16 protein-coding genes and 2 riboswitches are annotated in these 17,676 nt (G+C 70.4%); of the genes, 10 read left to right on the top strand and 6 right to left on the bottom strand.

Features of this window, described 5'->3' with window-relative positions:
- Nucleotides 1-24: 24 nt before the first annotated feature.
- The 6 genes from ACWCV3_RS24340 to gcvT all read right to left on the bottom strand — a co-directional run bounded on the left by ACWCV3_RS24340 (nt 25) and on the right by gcvT (nt 6,263).
- Nucleotides 25-879 carry a PP2C family protein-serine/threonine phosphatase gene (locus ACWCV3_RS24340; protein ID WP_451227888.1) on the bottom strand — a complete coding sequence of 285 codons (855 nt, stop codon included), beginning with the start codon at nt 877-879 and terminating at the stop codon, nt 25-27.
- 341 nt (nt 880-1,220) lie between these two features.
- On the bottom strand, nt 1,221-1,844 hold the full coding sequence (locus tag ACWCV3_RS24335) for a flavin reductase family protein (RefSeq protein WP_451227885.1): 624 nt from the start codon (nt 1,842-1,844) through the stop codon (nt 1,221-1,223).
- Nucleotides 1,845-1,890: 46 nt separating this feature from the next.
- Nucleotides 1,891-3,258 (bottom strand): L-serine ammonia-lyase, encoded by a 1,368-nt coding sequence (locus tag ACWCV3_RS24330; protein ID WP_451227882.1) that lies wholly within the window; start codon nt 3,256-3,258, stop codon nt 1,891-1,893.
- Nucleotides 3,259-3,362: 104 nt separating this feature from the next.
- The gene (glyA, locus tag ACWCV3_RS24325; RefSeq protein ID WP_451227879.1) at nt 3,363-4,631 is read right to left on the bottom strand and encodes a serine hydroxymethyltransferase; all 1,269 of its coding nucleotides are present in this window, start codon (nt 4,629-4,631) and stop codon (nt 3,363-3,365) included.
- Nucleotides 4,632-4,646: 15 nt separating this feature from the next.
- Complete coding sequence (gcvH, locus tag ACWCV3_RS24320; protein ID WP_451227876.1) at nt 4,647-5,024, bottom strand: glycine cleavage system protein GcvH; 378 nt, start codon at nt 5,022-5,024, stop codon at nt 4,647-4,649.
- 120 nt (nt 5,025-5,144) lie between these two features.
- The gene (gcvT, locus tag ACWCV3_RS24315; protein WP_451227873.1) at nt 5,145-6,263 is read right to left on the bottom strand and encodes a glycine cleavage system aminomethyltransferase GcvT; all 1,119 of its coding nucleotides are present in this window, start codon (nt 6,261-6,263) and stop codon (nt 5,145-5,147) included.
- 42 nt (nt 6,264-6,305) lie between these two features.
- Nucleotides 6,306-6,424: riboswitch (glycine riboswitch) on the bottom strand.
- A riboswitch (glycine riboswitch) is annotated at nt 6,425-6,513 on the bottom strand.
- Between the two features lie 180 nt (nt 6,514-6,693).
- Between gcvT and ACWCV3_RS24310 the strand changes: the two genes are divergently transcribed.
- The 10 genes from ACWCV3_RS24310 (at nt 6,694) to ACWCV3_RS24265 (ending at nt 17,665) form a co-directional block, all read left to right on the top strand.
- Entirely contained in the window at nt 6,694-7,359 is a 666-nt protein-coding gene (locus ACWCV3_RS24310) for an AAA family ATPase (protein WP_451227870.1), read from the top strand.
- 62 nt (nt 7,360-7,421) lie between these two features.
- A complete protein-coding gene (locus ACWCV3_RS24305) occupies nt 7,422-8,213 on the top strand; it encodes an enhanced serine sensitivity protein SseB (RefSeq protein WP_451227868.1) in 792 nt (263 codons plus the stop codon).
- Between the two features lie 119 nt (nt 8,214-8,332).
- Entirely contained in the window at nt 8,333-9,058 is a 726-nt protein-coding gene (locus tag ACWCV3_RS24300) for an enhanced serine sensitivity protein SseB C-terminal domain-containing protein (protein ID WP_451227940.1), read from the top strand.
- A gap of 391 nt (nt 9,059-9,449) precedes the next feature.
- Entirely contained in the window at nt 9,450-10,448 is a 999-nt protein-coding gene (locus ACWCV3_RS24295; protein ID WP_451227865.1) for an ABC transporter permease, read from the top strand.
- A gap of 55 nt (nt 10,449-10,503) precedes the next feature.
- The gene (locus ACWCV3_RS24290; protein ID WP_451227863.1) at nt 10,504-12,249 is read left to right on the top strand and encodes an ABC transporter substrate-binding protein; all 1,746 of its coding nucleotides are present in this window, start codon (nt 10,504-10,506) and stop codon (nt 12,247-12,249) included.
- 72 nt (nt 12,250-12,321) lie between these two features.
- On the top strand, nt 12,322-13,329 hold the full coding sequence (locus ACWCV3_RS24285; RefSeq protein ID WP_451227860.1) for an ABC transporter permease: 1,008 nt from the start codon (nt 12,322-12,324) through the stop codon (nt 13,327-13,329).
- A complete protein-coding gene (locus ACWCV3_RS24280) occupies nt 13,326-14,432 on the top strand; it encodes an ABC transporter ATP-binding protein (RefSeq protein WP_451227857.1) in 1,107 nt (368 codons plus the stop codon). The genes ACWCV3_RS24285 and ACWCV3_RS24280 overlap by 4 nt, the downstream gene beginning before the upstream one ends.
- Nucleotides 14,429-15,991 (top strand): ABC transporter ATP-binding protein, encoded by a 1,563-nt coding sequence (locus ACWCV3_RS24275; RefSeq protein ID WP_451227855.1) that lies wholly within the window; start codon nt 14,429-14,431, stop codon nt 15,989-15,991. The genes ACWCV3_RS24280 and ACWCV3_RS24275 overlap by 4 nt, the downstream gene beginning before the upstream one ends.
- An 84-nt stretch (nt 15,992-16,075) precedes the next feature.
- Entirely contained in the window at nt 16,076-16,735 is a 660-nt protein-coding gene (locus ACWCV3_RS24270; RefSeq protein ID WP_451227852.1) for a trimeric intracellular cation channel family protein, read from the top strand.
- 69 nt (nt 16,736-16,804) lie between these two features.
- Nucleotides 16,805-17,665 (top strand): thioesterase family protein, encoded by an 861-nt coding sequence (locus ACWCV3_RS24265; protein ID WP_451227849.1) that lies wholly within the window; start codon nt 16,805-16,807, stop codon nt 17,663-17,665.
- Nucleotides 17,666-17,676: the final 11 nt, after the last annotated feature.

The raw sequence follows: 17,676 nt of genomic DNA, 5'->3' as shown, positions 1-17,676 counted from the left end.
GCCTTCGAGGATCCGGTCACAGCACTAGCGCGACCTGAGCACGTAGGCCACGAGGCCGGCGGCCAGTGCGGCGCCGACCACCGCGTACAGCGTGCTCCTGTCGCGCCGAGGGGTCTGGAGCGGGGCGCGGGAGACGACCGGAGCGGCGGGGGCCTCGCCCTGGACGACGTCGGCCACCACGACGGAGATGTTGTCCCTGCCACCCGCGCCGAGGGCCAGCTCCACCAGCCGGTCGGCGGCCTCCTCCCGGCCGGGCAGGCCGAGCGCGGCGGCGAGTTCCGCCTCGGGAACCAGGTCGGAGAGGCCGTCGGAGCAGAGCAGGAAGCGGTCGCCGGGCAGCGTCTGGAGGCGGCACAGGGCCGGGCTGAGCGACTCCCCGCCGACCAGCGCCTTCGTCACCATCGACCGCTGCGGATGCGCGAGCGCCTCGGCGGGGGTGATCCGGCCGTCGTCCAGCAGGGTCTGCACGAGGGAGTCGTCACGGGTCAGCAGCACCAGCTCACCGGCGCGCATCAGATACGTACGGGAGTCCCCGACGTTGGCCACGACGAACTGGTCGCTGTCCGCCTCCATCAGCACCGCGGTGAGCGTGGTCCCCATGCCCTCCAGCTCGGGCGAGGTCCGCACCGCGTCGGCGATGGCCCGGTTCCCGGCGAGTATCGCCCCGCGCAGCGCCTCCACGGGCTCCGCCCGCGTCCGCTCCGGCTCCAGCTCGGCCATGTGCGAGATCACCACGGAGCTGGCCACCTCGCCCGCGGCGTGCCCGCCCATCCCGTCCGCCACCACCAGCAGATGCGGCGCCGCGTACACGGAGTCCTCATTGACTTCCCGGACCAGTCCCTTGTCACTGCGGACCGTGAACCGAAGGCTCAGAGACATGCTTTCTCCTGGCAGGCGAACCCGCCCCGACGAGGACACCACTCATCGCTGCGGGACGGAAGAACAGGGGGAGTTGAACTACAGACACCATGCCCGGACACACCGCGTCGGACGCCTGTGAGTTCCTCCACTCCTCGGCTGCGACGGCGGGCCGGCAACGGCTGGGAAACGTTCGCAGGGAGGCACTCCGCTCCCGATGACCGTGGCGCCTGGCATGCCCACTCGGCGCGTTCCGCTGCCGATCCCCGACCTCGCACCCGTGGCCTCGGGCACGGACACGGTACGGCGGCACGGGGGCTGAGCAGCGGCGGCTGAGCGTCCGGAACGGCGTGGAGCGGGACTCAGCTCCGCTCGCCCTGCTGCCAGTCGCGCCAGCGGATGCGGGGCTTGTCCAGCACCTCGCCGAGCGTCCCCCACTCGTCGCGGCCCAGCCGGGACAGGGGGCGCAGCCGCCCGATGTCCGGCAGCCCGTCGTCGGCGAGCGCCTCCTCGCTGACCACCGCGTGGACCACCCGCCCGAACACCACCGTGGAGTCGCCCAGCGTGAGCAGGCTGTGCAGCTCGCACTCCAGCGCCGCCGGGGACGCCGCGACCCGGGGCGGCCTCACCCGCAGCGAGGGCTCGGGTTCCAGTCCCACCGCGCCGAACTCGCTGACGTCGGACGGGAAGTCCGTCCCGGTGTCGTTGATCTCCCTGAACAGCCCCTCCGGCGCGAGGTTGACCACGAACTCCCCGGTCTCCTCCACGTTCCGCAGCGAGTCCTTGCGGGTCACCGAGGTGAACTGCACGATCGGCGGCTGCACACAGGAGACCGAGAAGAACGAGTGCGGAGCGAGGTTCGGCCGGTCCGGGTGGTCCTTCGGGACCGTGGAGACCCACGCGATCGGGCGCGGAACCACCACCGAGGTGAGGAGCCGGTAGAACGCGTGCGGGGCCATGGCCGAGGGATCGAAGTCGGTGCGCATGATCCCCAGTATTCAGCCCCCTCCGGCCCCGCACACCAGGCGCCCCTCAGCACTCGATGATGTTCACCGCCAGCCCGCCCCGCGCCGTCTCCTTGTACTTGACGCTCATGTCCGCGCCCGTCTCCTTCATGGTCTTGATGACCTTGTCGAGGGAGACCTTGTGGGAGCCGTCGCCGCGCATCGCCATTTTCGCGGCGGTGACCGCCTTCACCGAGGCCATGCCGTTGCGTTCGATGCACGGGATCTGGACGAGGCCGCCGACCGGGTCGCAGGTCAGGCCCAGGTTGTGCTCCATGCCGATCTCGGCCGCGTTCTCCACCTGCTCGGGGGAGCCGCCCAGCACCTCGGCGAGCGCGCCCGCCGCCATCGAGCAGGCGGAGCCCACCTCGCCCTGGCAGCCGACCTCGGCGCCGGAGATGGAGGCGTTCTCCTTGAAGAGCATGCCGATCGCGCCGGCCGCCAGCAGGAAGCGGACCACGCCCTCCTCGTCCGCGCCGGGCACGAAGTCCATGTAGTAGTGCAGGACCGCCGGGATGATGCCGGCCGCGCCGTTGGTGGGCGCGGTCACGACCCGGCCGCCCGCCGCGTTCTCCTCGTTCACCGCCATCGCGTAGAGGGTGATCCACTCCATGGCGTGCGCGAGCGCGTTGCCCTCGGCGCGGAGCTGGCGGGCGGAGACGGCGGCGCGGCGGCGGACCCTCAGGCCGCCCGGCAGGATGCCCTCGCGGGACATGCCGCGGGCCACGCACTCGCGCATCACCCGCCAGATCTCCAGCAGGCCCGCCCGGATCTCCTCCTCGGTGCGCCAGGCCCGCTCGTTCTCCAGCATCAGCGCGGAGATCGACAGACCGGTCTCCCTGGTGAGCCGCAGCAGCTCGTCACCGGTGCGGAAGGGGTACTTCAGCACCGTGTCGTCCAGCTTGATCCGGTCGGCGCCGACCGCCTCCTCGTCCACGACGAACCCGCCGCCGACCGAGTAGTACGTCTTGGTCAGCAGCTCCCGGCCCGAGGCGTCGTACGCCCAGAGGGTCATGCCGTTGGCGTGGTAGGGCAGGGTCTCGCGGCGGTGCAGGACGAGGTCGTCGTCGAAGGAGAAGGCGATCTCGTGCTCGCCCAGCAGGCTGAGCCGGCCCGCCTTGCGGATCGCCTCCACCCGGTCGTCGGCGCCCTCCACATCCACCGTGCGCGGGGAGGCGCCCTCCAGGCCCAGCAGCACCGCCTTGGGGGTGCCGTGACCGTGGCCGGTGGCGCCGAGCGAGCCGTACAGCTCGCAGCGGACGGCGGCGACGGCGTCCAGCACTCCCTCGTTGCGCAGCCGGCGGGCGAACATGCGCGCCGCGCGCATCGGGCCGACCGTGTGGGAGCTGGACGGGCCGATGCCGATCGAGAACAGGTCGAAGACCGAGACGGCCACGGTGACTCCTCAATACGAACAGGTACAAAAAGTTATGCGGACACAGCACGGGTGCCCCGCCCACCGGCAGTGGGCGGGGCACCCGGACCACGGAATACGGGGTACTACTCGCCCAGCGCCGGATACAGCGGGTGCTTATCCGCCAGCACCCGCACCCGGGCCGCGAGCGCTGAAGCGTCGTAGGACGGCTTCAGCGTCTCCGCGATCACGTCCGCGACCTCGGTGAAGTCCTCGGCGGTGAAGCCGCGGGTGGCGAGGGCGGGCGTGCCGATCCTCAGGCCCGAGGTGACCATCGGCGGGCGCGGGTCGTTCGGGACCGCGTTGCGGTTGACCGTGATGCCGACCTCGTGCAGACGGTCCTCGGCCTGCTGTCCGTCCAGCTCCGACTCACGCAGGTCCACCAGGATCAGGTGCACGTCCGTGCCGCCGGAGAGCACGTTCACCCCGGCCTCGCGGGCGTCCGGCGCGGTCAGCCGCTCGGCCAGGATGCGGGCACCCTCCACCGTACGACGCTGACGCTCCGCGAATTCCGCCGAGGCCGCGACCTTGAAGGAGACCGCCTTGGCGGCGATCACGTGCTCCAGCGGGCCGCCCTGGAAACCGGGGAAGACCGAGGAGTTCAGCTTCTTGGCGAAGTCCTTCCTGGCCAGGATGATGCCGCCGCGCGGGCCGCCGAGCGTCTTGTGCGTGGTGGAGGTCACCACGTCCGCGTGCTCGACCGGGTTCGGGTGCAGCCCCGCCGCGACCAGACCGGCGAAGTGCGCCATGTCCACCCACAGGTACGCCCCGGCCTCGTCCGCGATCCTGCGGAACTCGGCGAAGTCGAGCTGCCGGGGGTAGGCCGACCAGCCGGCGATGATCACCTTCGGGCGGTGCTCCTTGGCGAGGCGCTCCACCTCGGCCATGTCGACCAGGCCGGTGTCGCCGTCCACGTGGTAGGCGACCACGTTGAACTGCTTGCCGGAGAAGTTCAGCCGCATCCCGTGGGTGAGGTGGCCGCCGTGCGCCAGGTCGAGCCCGAGGATGGTGTCGCCGGGCTGGGCCAGCGCGAACAGCGCCGCCTGGTTCGCGGAGGCCCCCGAGTGCGGCTGGACGTTGGCGTACTCGGCGCCGAACAGCTCCTTCACCCGGTCGATGGCGATCTGCTCGGCCACGTCGACATGCTCGCAGCCGCCGTAGTAGCGGCGGCCCGGATAGCCCTCGGCGTACTTGTTGGTCAGGACCGACCCCTGCGCCTCCATCACCGCGAGCGGTGCGAAGTTCTCGGAGGCGATCATCTCCAGGGTCGACTGCTGGCGGCGCAGCTCGGCGTCGACCGCGGCGGCGATCTCCGGGTCCAGCTCGTGCAGGGGCGTGTTCAGGACGTCAGTCATACGGCTTCTGGCTCCTCAGCCGGCGGTGTAGGCGGTGTACTCGTCGGCGGTCAGCAGGTCGGCGGGCTGCTCCGCGACGCGCACCTTGAACAGCCAGCCGCCCTGGAAGGGCTCGGAGTTCACCAGCGACGGGTCGTCCACGACGTCCTGGTTGACCTCGGTGATCTCACCGGAGACGGGCGAGTACAGCTCGGAGACCGACTTGGTGGACTCCAGCTCGCCGCACGACTCGCCCGCGGTGACCTCGTCGCCGACCTCGGGAAGCTGCACGAAGACCACATCGCCGAGCGCGTTGGCCGCGTGCTCGGTGATGCCGACCGTCGACGCGCCGCCCTCGGCGGCCGACAGCCACTCGTGCTCCTTGCTGTAGCTCAACTGCTGCGGGTTGCTCATGACCTGAATTCTCCTGTACGCGAGGACGTGCTCGTCGGGGGAAAAGGGCTCGAACCGCTGAAGAGCGGGTGAAATGTGCGCAGGGTCACGCCGGAGACCGGCCGGACCCGGGGCCAGTGTCTACTTGGCGCGCTTGTAGAAGGGCAGCGCCACGACCTCGTACGGCTCGTGGGTGCCCCGGATGTCCACGCCCACCCCCGCGCTGCCGGGGGCGGCGTGCGCGGCGTCGACGTAGGCGATGGCCAGCGGCTTGCCGAGGGTGGGGGAGGGGGCGCCCGAGGTGACCTCGCCGATCACCTTGCCGTCCGCGACGACGGCGTACCCGGCACGCGGCACCCGGCGGCCCTCGGCGACGAGGCCGACCAGCACGCGCGGCGGCTGTGCCTCGGCGCGCTCGGCGGCCTTCGCCAGTGCCTCGCGGCCGACGAAGTCGCCCTCCTTGCCGAACTTCACCACGCGGCCGAGACCGGCGTCGAAGGGGGTCAGCCCGGTGGTCAGCTCGTGCCCGTACAGCGGCATGCCCGCCTCCAGGCGCAGGGTGTCCCGGCAGGACAGCCCGCAGGGCACCAGGCCGGCGCCGGCGCCGGCCTCCATCAGCGCCTCCCAGAGCTGCGGCGCGTGCTCGGGCTTCACGAACAGCTCGAAGCCGTCCTCGCCGGTGTAGCCGGTACGGGCGATCAGCGCGGGGACGCCCGCGACGGTGCCGGGCAGCCCGGCGTAGTACTTCAGGCCGTCGAGGTCGGCGTCGGTGACGGCCTTGAGGATGCCGGGGGACTCCGGGCCCTGCACGGCGAGCAGCGCGTAGGCGTCGCGGTCGTCGCGGACCTCGGCGTCGAAGCCGGCCGCGCGCTCGGTCAGCGCGTCCAGCACGACCTGGGCGTTGGAGGCGTTGGCCACGACCATGTACTCGTGCTCGGCGAGCCGGTAGACGATCAGGTCGTCCAGGATGCCGCCGTCGGCGCGGCAGATCATGGTGTAGCGGGCGCGGCCCACGCCGACCGAGGCGAGGTCGCCGACGAGGGCGTGGTTCAGCAGCGCCGCCGCCCCGGGGCCGGTCACCGTGATCTCGCCCATGTGCGAGAGGTCGAACAGCCCGGCCCGGGTGCGCACCGCCAGGTGCTCGTCGCGCTCGGAGCCGTAGCGCAGGGGCATGTCCCAGCCGGCGAAGTCGGTCATCGTCGCGCCGAGCGAGCGGTGCACGGCGTCGAGCGCGGTATGACGGAGTTCGGTGCTACTCATCGGTCGTCTCCCAGGGGCAACGGGGGATGGGGCGAGGAACGTTCCTCCCCATCTGTCATCGGAACCTGAGAGGTTCGCCATGACCCTCCCCCGGCGGGGGGCGTCACTGACTTGCACCTTGGGTGGGGCCACCACGACAGCGGCCCGCTTTTCAGATGTGCCTCGCCCGCGCGGTAACGGTGCCTGAGAGATTCAAGGGAGGGACTTGCTCCTTCGGCGCCCCGGATGGGGACTCTCCCGCGCGGATTCAAACGGCCGGTATGCAGTTGGCGGGCACATCATCGCACGGCGGCGCCCGGCCCTGAAGGGGCCACCGGCTGTGACATGCCCGTAGCCGTTCCGGGACCCGTCCGGGCACCGCGCGCATTACCTTCTCTTTACACGGGCTGGGCAGGGACGACCCGAGCCCACTGGGGGAGGGACGATCACGGTGAACAGGAGCACGGTGTACGCCACGACCACCGGCATCCCGGTGCGGCAGCGGCTCGGCGCGAGGGCCCGGGAAGGGGCGGAGCGCCCCGCGCCGGCCGTCCGCGACCTGCGCGACCGCCCCGGCGGCGGCCCCCGCACCCTCCGCTTCGGCCCGCGCGACCTCGCCGTCGTCACCGGCCTGCCCGGCAGCGGCAAGTCCACCCTGATGCGCCGTACGGTCCCCGGCCGCCGCGTCGACTCCCAGGACGCCCGCGACCGCTGGGCCGCCCGTCTGCCCGCCGCGCTGCCCTACGCGCTCTACCGCCCACTGGTCCGCCTCGCCCACTACGCCGGGCTGCGCCGCGCGCTGGCCTCCGGCGAGGGCGTCGTGGTGCACGACTGCGGCACCCAGCCCTGGGTGCGCTGCTGGCTCGCCCGCGAGGCGCGCCGCAGAGGCGGCACCCTGCACCTGATCCTGCTCGACGTGTCCGCCGACACCGCCCGGCGCGGCCAGCGCGAGCGCGGCCGGGGCGTCTCCCGGTACGCCTTCCGCCGTCACCGCGGCACCACCGCCCGCCTGCTGGACGCCGTGGCGCGCGGCGGGAGTCCCGCCGGCTGCGGCTCGGTCGTCCTGCTGGACCGCGCCTCGGCGGACGGCCTGCGGCGGATCGAGTTCGCCGCGTGAGCGCGCGGCCGCACCGGATAGCCTTCTGCACCACAGCATGACTCCCAGCAGGCGGTAGGCACATGGACTTCCCGGCGGACCTTCCCGCGGACCTCCCGGCACAGGCACACCCCCACCCGCACGGCGGTTGGCCCGGCAACGAACTGGAGGAGGTCCTCTCCGCCTCGCTCGGCATACCCGCGGCCGCCGCCCGTCTCATCGAGGTGCTGGCCCGAAGCTTCGTCTGGATACCCCTGCCCAACGGCGGCGGCCCGCACAGCGGTCCGCTCGACCTGCCCACCGTCGAGATCGACGGCCAGGTGTACGTCCCGGTGTTCAGCTCCGAGGAGCAGTTCCGGCAGTCGCCCGGCGGGCACCTCCCGCACACCGTCGCCCCCGCCGTGGAGTTCGCGCGCGGACTGCCGCCGCAGGCGGGCGTCGTCATCAACCCCGGTGGCGTGGTCGGGCTCCCGCTGCCGCCGGACGCGGTGGCCGCGCTGTGCCGGGCCGGGGGCACCCCGCTGGACGGTCCGGCCTCCGGCGGCCGGGTGCGGCTCTTCGAGCCCGACTGGCAGGAGGACCCGGTGGACTTCCTCGCCGGCGCCTCCGCCGAGTTCGCCGCGACCGGCGTGGTCCTCAGCGCCCGGCGCTGCCTCGCCGTCATCGAGAACGCCGACCCGGTGCTCTTCGTCGGCGTCGAACTCGCCCACTGGGAGGGTGACGCGCGGGCCGTCCCGCTGGACGCCCTCGGCAGGGCCCTCGGCCGCGCCCCGGCCCCCTGGCCCGTCAACCTGGTCCTGCTGGACGCCACCCAGGACCCGGTGGCCGACTGGCTGCGGATGAACGTGCGCCCCTTCTACCAGTTCGGCAACTGAGGCCCCGAGGCTCGCGGGGCCCGCGCCGGTGGCGCTTAAGCTGTCCCCACACGCGGGGAACTTGCAATGAAGGGGCGGTAGGACAGGTGAGCGCGAGCCCAAGCGGCAGCGTCGAGCGCATGCTGCGCCAGGTCACTCCCGGACGCTACGACGCCTACGAGGCACTGCTGCGCGCCCTCGCCACCCCTTCGTCCGGCCAGGTCTGGATGCTCCTGTGGCACGGCCAGTCCGGCTCCCCGGACGCGCAGTACGGGAATATGCAGGTCGGCGGCTTCGGCTACGCCCCCTGCGTGACCTCCGCCCAGGAGCTCTCCGCCAGCGGCTGGAGCCGGTCCTACGAGGTGGTCGACAGCCTCGACGTCGCCCGCACCCTCTACCCGGAGCACTACGGCCTCTGGCTCAACCCGCACGCCCCCGGCGGCGGCGTCGGTGTCCCCTGGCTCGACCTGCGCCGCATCGCCACCGGCCTGGACCGCCAGCCGGCCGGCCCGCTGCGGCTGTCCGAACCAGCCATCGAGGTACCGCAGTTCTACGCCCTGCTCGCGCAGAACGCCCACCGCACCCCGGCCCTGCGCTCCCTGCGCCGCGCCTGGGTCCAGCCGGCTCTGGGCGCCCCCTACCTCGCCCTCGGCCTGGACGTGTACGAGTCGACCCCGGCCGCGGTGGACTCCGTCCGCGCGATGATGCAGCAGTCGGTCGGCGCGGTGCCCGAGGGCCTGCCGGTCTCCACGGTCGCCATGACCGACGACTTCGACCCCGTCGTCCTCTGGATGCGCGCCAACTCCCGCCCGTTCTACGACCGCGAGGCCCACGGCGCGGTGGCTCCGGTGGGCGGGGCGTACTGATCCCCGCTCCTGGCCAGCGTGTTCGCGACGGCCACGGAGCAACACAACGCGTGTGAAGCAAATGTGACGACTCATGGGCGCCCGCGGGTGTCCACGGCGCCTCCGCCCGCGTAGACGGGCGCTGCTACGAACCCATCCGCGCCGAATGGCCGGTGTGCCCCAACTGGCCACTATTCGATAATAGTTACCCGCGGATCGGATAACGGAATCCGCTGGAACGCATCACAGTTGCGCATACTTTCGCGGTCAGCTCTGGCGGGTGATCGCGACCAGGTTGAAGACTCCCGGTTCAGAGCACGAAGTGAAGACTTCGTGATCGAGGCAAAGCGACAAAGCCGCGATCAGCGGCAGGCACAGGCCGGTCACCACCGGCGAGAGGGGTCAGGTCACTGTGACCGCACCGATCGAGACCACCGGAGCCGAAGCCGAGGTACAGCCCGAGGCTGTGCTCGACGGCGCCGGCAAGGGACGGATCGAGGGTCGTTCTCTCGGGCAGATCGCCTGGTCCCGTTTCAAGAAGGACAAGGCGGCCGTCGCCGGAGGTGTCATCGTCATCCTCCTGGTCCTGATGGCGGTGCTCGCCCGGCCGATCCAGGCCGCCTTCGGGCTCGACCCCAACGCGTTCAACCAGGACCTGATCGACCCCAACACCTCGCTGCCCAAGGGCGCTTGGGGTGGCATGAGCCTCGACCACCCGCTGGGCGTGGACCCGAAGTTCGGCCGTGACACCGCCACCCGCATCCTCGAGGGATCCTGGGTGTCGCTGGTGGTCGCCTTCGGCGCCACCATCCTGTCCAACGTGATCGGCGCGATCCTCGGTGTGGTCGCCGGCTACTACGGCGGCCGGGTCGACTCGGTCATCAGCCGGCTGATGGACACCTTCCTCGCCTTCCCCCTGCTCCTCTTCGCCATCGCGATCTCGGCCACCCTCCAGGGCGGCGCGTTCGGCCTCACCGGCCTGCCGCTCCACCTGAGCGTGCTGATCTTCGTCATCGGCTTCTTCAACTGGCCCTACCTGGGCCGGATCGTGCGCGGCCAGACCCTCGCCCTCCGCGAGCGCGAGTTCGTCGACGCCTCGCGCGGCATGGGCGCCAAGGGCCCGTACATCCTCTTCCGCGAGTTGATGCCGAACCTGGTCGGCCCGATCATCGTCTACTCGACGCTGCTGATCCCGACCAACATCCTCTTCGAGGCGTCCCTGAGCTTCCTCGGCGTCGGCATCCAGCCCCCGCAGGCCTCCTGGGGCGGCATGCTCCGCGACGCGGTGAACTTCTACCAGGTCGATCCGCAGTACATGATCGTTCCCGGTCTCGCCATCTTCCTGACCGTCCTGGCGTTCAACCTGCTGGGCGACGGTCTCCGCGATGCTCTCGACCCGCGCAGCCGCTGACGTCTGCCGCGACGAGTCCACCAGATTTCCGACAGTGAAGGGGAAAGCGCCCATCATGCGAAGGTCAGCGCTGGCCGCGATAGCGGCCATTGGCTCCGCGAGTCTGCTCGTTGCAGGCTGCAGCAAGGCCGATGACAACAAGAACGACGCCAAGTCGGCCGGGGCCAACGCCGCGACCAAGGGTGTCGTCAACGCCTCGGACAAGAAGGGCGGGACGGTCACCTACGAGCTGACCGACGTCCCGGACTCCTTCGACCCCGGCAACACGTACTACGCGTACATGTACAACCTCAGCCGGCTGTGGGCCCGCCCCCTCATGACCTTCCAGCCCGCGCCGGGCGAGAAGGGCAACACCCTGGTCCCCGACCTCGCGGCCGGCAAGGGCACCCCGAGCGACGGCGGCAAGACCTGGACGTACAAGCTGCGTGCGGGCCTGAAGTACCAGGACGGCACGCCGATCACGTCGAAGGACGTCAAGTACGCCGTCGAGCGCTCCAACTTCGCGCGTGACGTGCTCTCCCTCGGCCCGAACTACTTCCAGCAGCTCCTGGCCGGCGGTGACAAGTACAAGGGCCCCTACAAGGACAAGAGCGACAAGGGCCTGTCCTCCATCGCCACGCCGGACGACACCACGATCGTCTTCCACCTGAAGCAGGCGTTCCAGGAGTTCGACTACCTGGTCGCCGCGCCGCAGACCGCGCCGGTGCCGAAGGCCAAGGACAACGGCGTCGACTACGTCAAGAACATCGTCTCCTCGGGCTCCTACCAGTTCCAGAGCTACGACGACGGCAAGCAGGCCGTCCTCGTCCGCAACAAGAACTGGGACGCGAAGAACGACGCGCTGCGCAAGCAGCTCCCGGACAAGATCGTCGTCAAGCTGAAGGTCAACGCCGAGACGATCGACAAGGACGTCCTGGCGGGCAACGCGATCGACCTGGCCGGCGCTGGTGTCCAGTCCTCGACCCAGGCCCAGGTCCTCGCCGACCAGAACAAGAAGGCCGGCACGGACAACACCTACGGTGGCCGTCTCGTCTACCTGGCGATCAACACCAAGGTGAAGCCGTTCGACAAGGTCGAGTGCCGCAAGGCCGTGCAGTACGCGATCGACAAGGTCTCGGTGCAGACCGCCGAGGGCGGCCCGATCCGCGGTGAGATCGCCTCCACCGTCCTGCCGCCCGACATCACGGGCTACAAGAAGGCCGACACCTACGCCACCGCCGGCAACAAGGGCGACGTGGCGAAGGCCAAGGAGCAGCTCAAGGCCTGCGGCAAGTCGACCATCTCGACCAACATCTCGGCGCGTTCCGACCGTCAGCCGGAGATCGACGCCGCCACGGCGATCATCAACTCGCTGAAGAAGGTCGGCATCGACGCCACCCTCAAGCAGTACCCGTCGGGCAAGTACTTCACCGACTACGCGGGCGTGCCGAAGTTCACCGAGAAGCAGAACATCGGCCTGGAGATGATGCAGTGGGGTGCCGACTGGCCCTCCGGCTACGGCTTCCTCCAGCAGATCCTGAACGGCAAGGCGATCAGCCAGTCCGGCAACACGAACCTGTCGCAGTACGACAACAAGGACGTCAACAAGCTGCTGGGCAAGTCCATCGCGACCCAGGGCGAGTCCGACCGCAACGCGTTGTACGCGCAGATCGACAAGAAGACCATGGATGACGCGGTCATCGTCCCGCTGACCTACTTCAAGGTCCTGCTGGCCCGCCCGGCCAACTACACCAACCTGGTCTCCACGGCTGCCTTCAGCGGTCAGTACGACTACCTCAACATCGGCTCCACCCAGAAGTAGCAGCCCCGGAAGGCAGGTGAAGGCATTGGTGCCCGCGGGTCCCCCGACCCGCGGGCACCAGCGCCGATCCCCGTGATCTCGTACATCCTCCGCCGGACGTTCGCGGCAGTGATCCTGCTGCTGGTCGTCTCCGCGGTCACCTTCGCCATCTTCTTCCTGCTGCCACGGCTGGCCGGCCAGACAGCGGACCAGCTGGCGCAGCAGTACATCGGCAAGAGCCCCTCGAAGGCGGACATCGCCGCGGTCAAGCACAACCTCGGTCTGGATCAGCCGATCTACGCGCAGTACTGGCATTTCATCAAGGGGATCGTGTCCGGCGCGACCTACGACCTCGGCCCGACGACGGTGCACTGTGACGCGCCGTGCTTCGGTTACTCCTTCAAGAACCACCAGGCGGTGTGGCCGGAGCTGACCTCCCGCCTTCCGATCACCCTCTCGCTGGCGCTGGGCGCCGCGGTGCTGTGGCTGGTCTCGGGTGTGATCGCCGGTGTCATCTCGGCGCTGAAGCCCCGCTCCTTCCTCGACCGCACCTTCATGGGTGTGGCGCTGGCCGGCGTCTCGCTGCCCATGTTCTTCACGGGCAACCTCGCGATCCTGCTCTTCGTGTACCAGTGGCCGATCTTCGGCAGCACCTACGTCCCGTTCACCGAGAACCCCGGTCAGTGGGCCAACACCCTGTTCCCGGCCTGGTGTTCGCTGGCGCTGCTGTACTCGGCCATCTATGCGCGCCTGACCCGGTCGGGCATGCTGGAGACGATGAACGAGGACTTCATCCGCACCGCCCGCGCCAAGGGCCTGCGGGAGAAGCGGGTCGTGGTCCGGCACGGACTGCGGGCCGCCCTCACCCCGATCATCACGGTCTTCGGCATGGACATCGGTCTGCTGCTCGGCGGCGCGGTGATCACGGAGTCGGTGTTCTCGCTGCCCGGTATCGGCCAGTACGCGGTGCAGGGCATCACCGACAACGACCTTCCCAAGATCCTCGGCGTGACCATGCTCGCCGCCTTCTTCGTCGTGATCGCAAATCTCCTGGTGGACGTGGTGTACGCGGCCGCCGACCCGCGCGTGAGGCTCTCGTGACCGAACTTTCCAAGACCGGCGCCGCCGTGGGGGAGAAGGGTTCGCCCAATTCCCCCGCCCCGGCTTCCGAGGCGTTCCTGGAGGTCCGCGACCTCAAGGTGCACTTCCCGACCGACGACGGCCTCGTCAAGTCCGTCGACGGGCTCAGCTTCTCGCTGGAGAAGGGCAAGACGCTCGCCGTCGTCGGCGAGTCCGGCTCCGGCAAGTCCGTCACCTCACTGGCGATCATGGGCCTGCACCGGCTCGGCGCGCGCGGCAAGAACGTCCAGATGTCCGGCGAGATCCGCCTGGCCGGCCAGGAACTGGTCTCCGCCTCCCCGGACGAGGTGCGCAAGCTCCGCGGCCGCGAGATGGCGATGATCTTCCAGGATCCGCTGTCCGCGATGCACCCGTACTACACGATCGGCAACCAGATCGTGGAGGCGTACCAGGTCCACAACAAGGTGAGCCGGAAGGTGGCGCGCAAGCGTGCCATCGAGATGCTCGACCGGGTCGGCATCCCCGAGCCCGGCAAGCGGGTGGACAGCTACCCGCACGAGTTCTCCGGCGGTATGCGCCAGCGCGCCATGATCGCCATGGCCCTGGTCAACGACCCCGAGCTGCTCATCGCGGACGAGCCGACCACAGCGCTCGACGTGACCGTGCAGGCGCAGATCCTGGACCTGATCCGGGACCTGCAGAAGGAGTTCGGCTCCGCGGTCATGATGATCACCCACGACCTCGGTGTGGTCGCCGAGATCGCCGACGACGTGCTGGTGATGTACGGCGGCCGGTGCGTGGAGCGCGGCCCGGTCGACGAGATCTTCGACAAGCCGCAGCACCCCTACACCTGGGGCCTGCTCGGCTCGATGCCCCGCATCGACCGGGTGACCGAGGAACGGCTGATCCCCGTCAAGGGCCAGCCGCCGAGCCTCATCAACGTCCCCTCGGGCTGTGCGTTCAACCCGCGCTGCCCCTACGCGGACATCCCCAAGGGGAACGTCACCCGTACCGTGCGCCCCGAGCTGGAGCTGGTGGACGCCGGGCGGCACTGGACCGCCTGCCACCTCTCGGCCGAGGACCGCGAGCGGATCTGGACCGAAGAGATTGCGCCGAAGCTGTGACTGAGACCAACAAAACCGACGGGGCCGTGATCCCGCAGCAGTCGCCGGCTCCCGAGACCGGCCGGGAAGACCGGGACGTGCTGCTCCGCGTCGAGGGGCTGACCAAGCACTTCCCGATCAAGAAGGGCATCCTGCAGCGCCAGGTCGGTGCGGTGAAGGCCGTCGACGGCATCGACTTCGAGGTGCGCAGGGGCGAGACCCTGGGCGTGGTCGGCGAGTCGGGCTGCGGCAAGTCCACCATGGGCCGGGTCATCACCCGCCTCCAGGACCCGACCGGCGGCAAGATCACCTTCGACGGCCAGGACATCACGCGGCTGGGCACCGGCCGGATGCGTCCGCTCCGGCGCGACATCCAGATGATCTTCCAGGACCCGTACGGCTCCCTGAACCCCCGGCACACCATCGGCTCGATCGTCTCGGCGCCCTTCCGGCTCCAGGGCGTGGAGCCCGAGGGCGGGGTGAAGAAGGAGGTCCAGCGGCTGCTGGAGCTGGTCGGTCTGAGCCCCGAGCACTACAACCGCTACCCCCACGAGTTCTCCGGCGGCCAGCGCCAGCGCATCGGCATCGCCCGTGCGCTCGCGCTGAAGCCGAAGCTGGTCGTGGCGGACGAGCCGGTCTCCGCGCTGGACGTGTCGATCCAGGCCCAGGTCGTCAACCTCATGGACGACCTCCAGGAGGAGCTGGGCCTGACGTACGTGATCATCGCGCACGACCTCTCGGTCGTCCGGCACGTGTCGGACCGGATCGCGGTGATGTACCTCGGCAAGATGGTCGAGATCGCGGACCGCACCTCGCTCTACGAGGCGCCGATGCACCCGTACACCAAGGCGCTGATGTCGGCCGTGCCCGTTCCCGACCCCAAGCGCCGGGGCGCCAAGAGCGAGCGCATCCTGCTCCGCGGCGACGTGCCCTCGCCGATCTCGCCGCCGTCGGGCTGCCGGTTCCACACCCGGTGCTGGAAGGCGACAAAGATCTGCAAGACCACCGAGCCCCTGCTCCTGGAGCTGCGGCCGGGTCAGCGGGTCGCCTGCCACCACCCGGAGAACTTCGCCGACCAGGCCCCGCAGGACACCGTCCTGCTGACGGCGGCGAAGGAAGCCTCCGCGCTGGTGCCGGACGCGGTGCTGGAGGAGTCGGCGGAGAGCTCTGCCACCGTCGCGGCGGAGGCCGCGGAGACCGTCACCGCCAAGGAGCCGGCGGCCGCGAAGTCCCCGGTCACCAAGGTCGAGAAGACCGCTGAGCCTGCCGGGGCAGCCCCGGTCGATAAGGCCGTCACGGTCGAGAAGACCGCTGAGCCTGCCGAGGCCGTCGCGGTCGAGAAGGCCGCTGACCCTGCCGGGGCCGCCGTGGTCGACGAGGCCACGACGGTCGAGAAGGTCAGCAAGGTCGAGGCCGCCGAGCCCGCCGAGGCCGTCACGACCGGGAAGGCCGGTACGGAAAAGGCCGCCGAGGCCGGCACGGCCGACGCCGCCAGGACCGACGCGGCCGGCGCGGGGAAGCCCGCCACGGTCGGGAAGACCGAGGCCGACGGCACCGAGCAGGCCGCCGACGAGAAGTGAGCCGGCGGCCGCCGTTCATCCGGCGGCCGCCTCTCCCGCCTTGCTTCGCAAGGTGTGCGCCCCGCGACAGGTCAGAATGTGCGGGTGCAGCTCGATCAGATCTTCAGTCCCTCCGTCCAGCACACGCTGGATGTCATCGGCATCTTCGTGTTCGCCATCTCCGGCGCACTGCTGGCCGTCCGCAAGAACTTCGACGTCTTCGGCATGGCCGTGCTCGCCGAGGTGACCGCGCTGGGCGGAGGGCTCATCCGTGACCTGATCATCGGGGCCGTGCCCCCGGCCGCCTTCACCGACCTCGGGTTCTTCGTCACCCCGCTGCTCGCCACCGTCGTGGTCTTCTTCCTTCACCCGCACGTGGAGCGCATCCAGGCGGCGGTGCTCGTCTTCGACGCGGCCGGACTCGGCCTGTTCTGCGTCACCGGCACCACCAAGGCGTACAGTCACGGGCTCGGTCTGACCGCCTCCGCCACCCTGGGCCTGGCCACCGCCGTCGGCGGCGGTGTGCTGCGCGACGTGCTCGCCAACGAGGTGCCCTCGCTGCTGCGCTGGGACCGCGACCTGTACGCGGTGCCCGCGATCGTCGGCGCCACGATGGTGGTGCTGTGCATCCGCTTCGACGCGCTGACCTCCCTCACCAGCGGGCTCGCGGCGGCGACCGCGTTCATCCTGCGTCTGCTGGCCATGAGGTTCCACTGGCGGGCGCCGCGTGCCTGGAACCGGCGCTCCACGGTCACGGAGGAGTGAGCCGCACTGTTCACGCGCTCGCAATGCAAAAAGCTACCGCTTAGTAATTGGCTGTTGTACCGTTCAGCCATGCCAGAAGCAGCCTCCGCCCCCGCCACTGAAGCCGTGATCGGCGACAGCGAGTTCGACCGTGACACCGAGGTCGTCCGGCGCGCCCCCGGCGTCTACGACATCGACCTCTCGGCCGGCTGGACCATCATCAGCGCCGTCAACGGCGGCTATCTGCTGGCCGTGCTCGGCCGGGCCCTCGCCGACACCCTTCCGCATCCGGACCCGTTCACCGTCTCCGCGCACTACCTGACCGCGTCCCAGCCCGGTCCCGCGGTCATCCGTACCGAGACCGTGCGCACCGGCCGCACCCTCTCCACCGGCCAGGCGTCCCTGTTCCAGTACGACGCCGAGGGCAACGAGGTGGAGCGCATCCGCGTCCTCGCCTCGTACGGCGATCTCGCGGCGCTCCCCGACGACGTGCGGACGAGTGCGGTGCCGCCCGCGATGCCGCCCCTGGAGCGCTGCTTCGGCCCGGCCGACGGTCCGGCGCCGGTGGACGGCAGCTCGGCCATCACCGAGCGGCTGATGCTCAGGCTGGACCCGGCCACCGTCGGCTGGGCGGTCGGCGCGCCCTCCGGCAAGGGGGAGATGCGGGCCTGGTTCGGGCTGGCCGACGGCCGGGACGCGGACCCCCTCTCGCTGCTGCTCGCGGTGGACGCGCTGCCGCCGACCGCGTTCGAGATCGGGCTCACCGGCTGGGTGCCGACCGTCGAGCTGACCGTGCACGTGCGGCACCGGCCCGCGCCGGGTCCGCTGCGGGTGTCCATCACCACCCGCAACCTGGCCGGCGGCTTCCTGGAGGAGGACGCCGAGGTCTGGGACAGCGACGACCGGCTGGTCGCCCAGTCCCGCCAGCTCGCCCGCGTCCGCCTGGGCTGAACCGGCCGGAC

The sequence above is a fragment of the Streptomyces sp. NPDC001781 genome (assembly GCF_053596035.1).
The sequence above is the reverse complement of the archived record's forward strand: the minus strand, read 5'-3'. Positions and strand labels throughout refer to the sequence as shown.

Coding starts and splice junctions, on each gene's coding strand:
- ACWCV3_RS24340 (WP_451227888.1), bottom strand. CDS start 879: ATGTCTCTGAGCCTTCGGTTCACGGTCCGCAGTGACAAGGGACTGGTC.
- ACWCV3_RS24335 (WP_451227885.1), bottom strand. CDS start 1,844: ATGCGCACCGACTTCGATCCCTCGGCCATGGCCCCGCACGCGTTCTAC.
- glyA (WP_451227879.1), bottom strand. CDS start 4,631: ATGACTGACGTCCTGAACACGCCCCTGCACGAGCTGGACCCGGAGATC.
- gcvH (WP_451227876.1), bottom strand. CDS start 5,024: ATGAGCAACCCGCAGCAGTTGAGCTACAGCAAGGAGCACGAGTGGCTG.
- gcvT (WP_451227873.1), bottom strand. CDS start 6,263: ATGAGTAGCACCGAACTCCGTCATACCGCGCTCGACGCCGTGCACCGC.
- ACWCV3_RS24305 (WP_451227868.1), top strand. CDS start 7,422: ATGGACTTCCCGGCGGACCTTCCCGCGGACCTCCCGGCACAGGCACAC.
- ACWCV3_RS24300 (WP_451227940.1), top strand. CDS start 8,333: ATGCTGCGCCAGGTCACTCCCGGACGCTACGACGCCTACGAGGCACTG.
- ACWCV3_RS24290 (WP_451227863.1), top strand. CDS start 10,504: ATGCGAAGGTCAGCGCTGGCCGCGATAGCGGCCATTGGCTCCGCGAGT.
- ACWCV3_RS24265 (WP_451227849.1), top strand. CDS start 16,805: ATGCCAGAAGCAGCCTCCGCCCCCGCCACTGAAGCCGTGATCGGCGAC.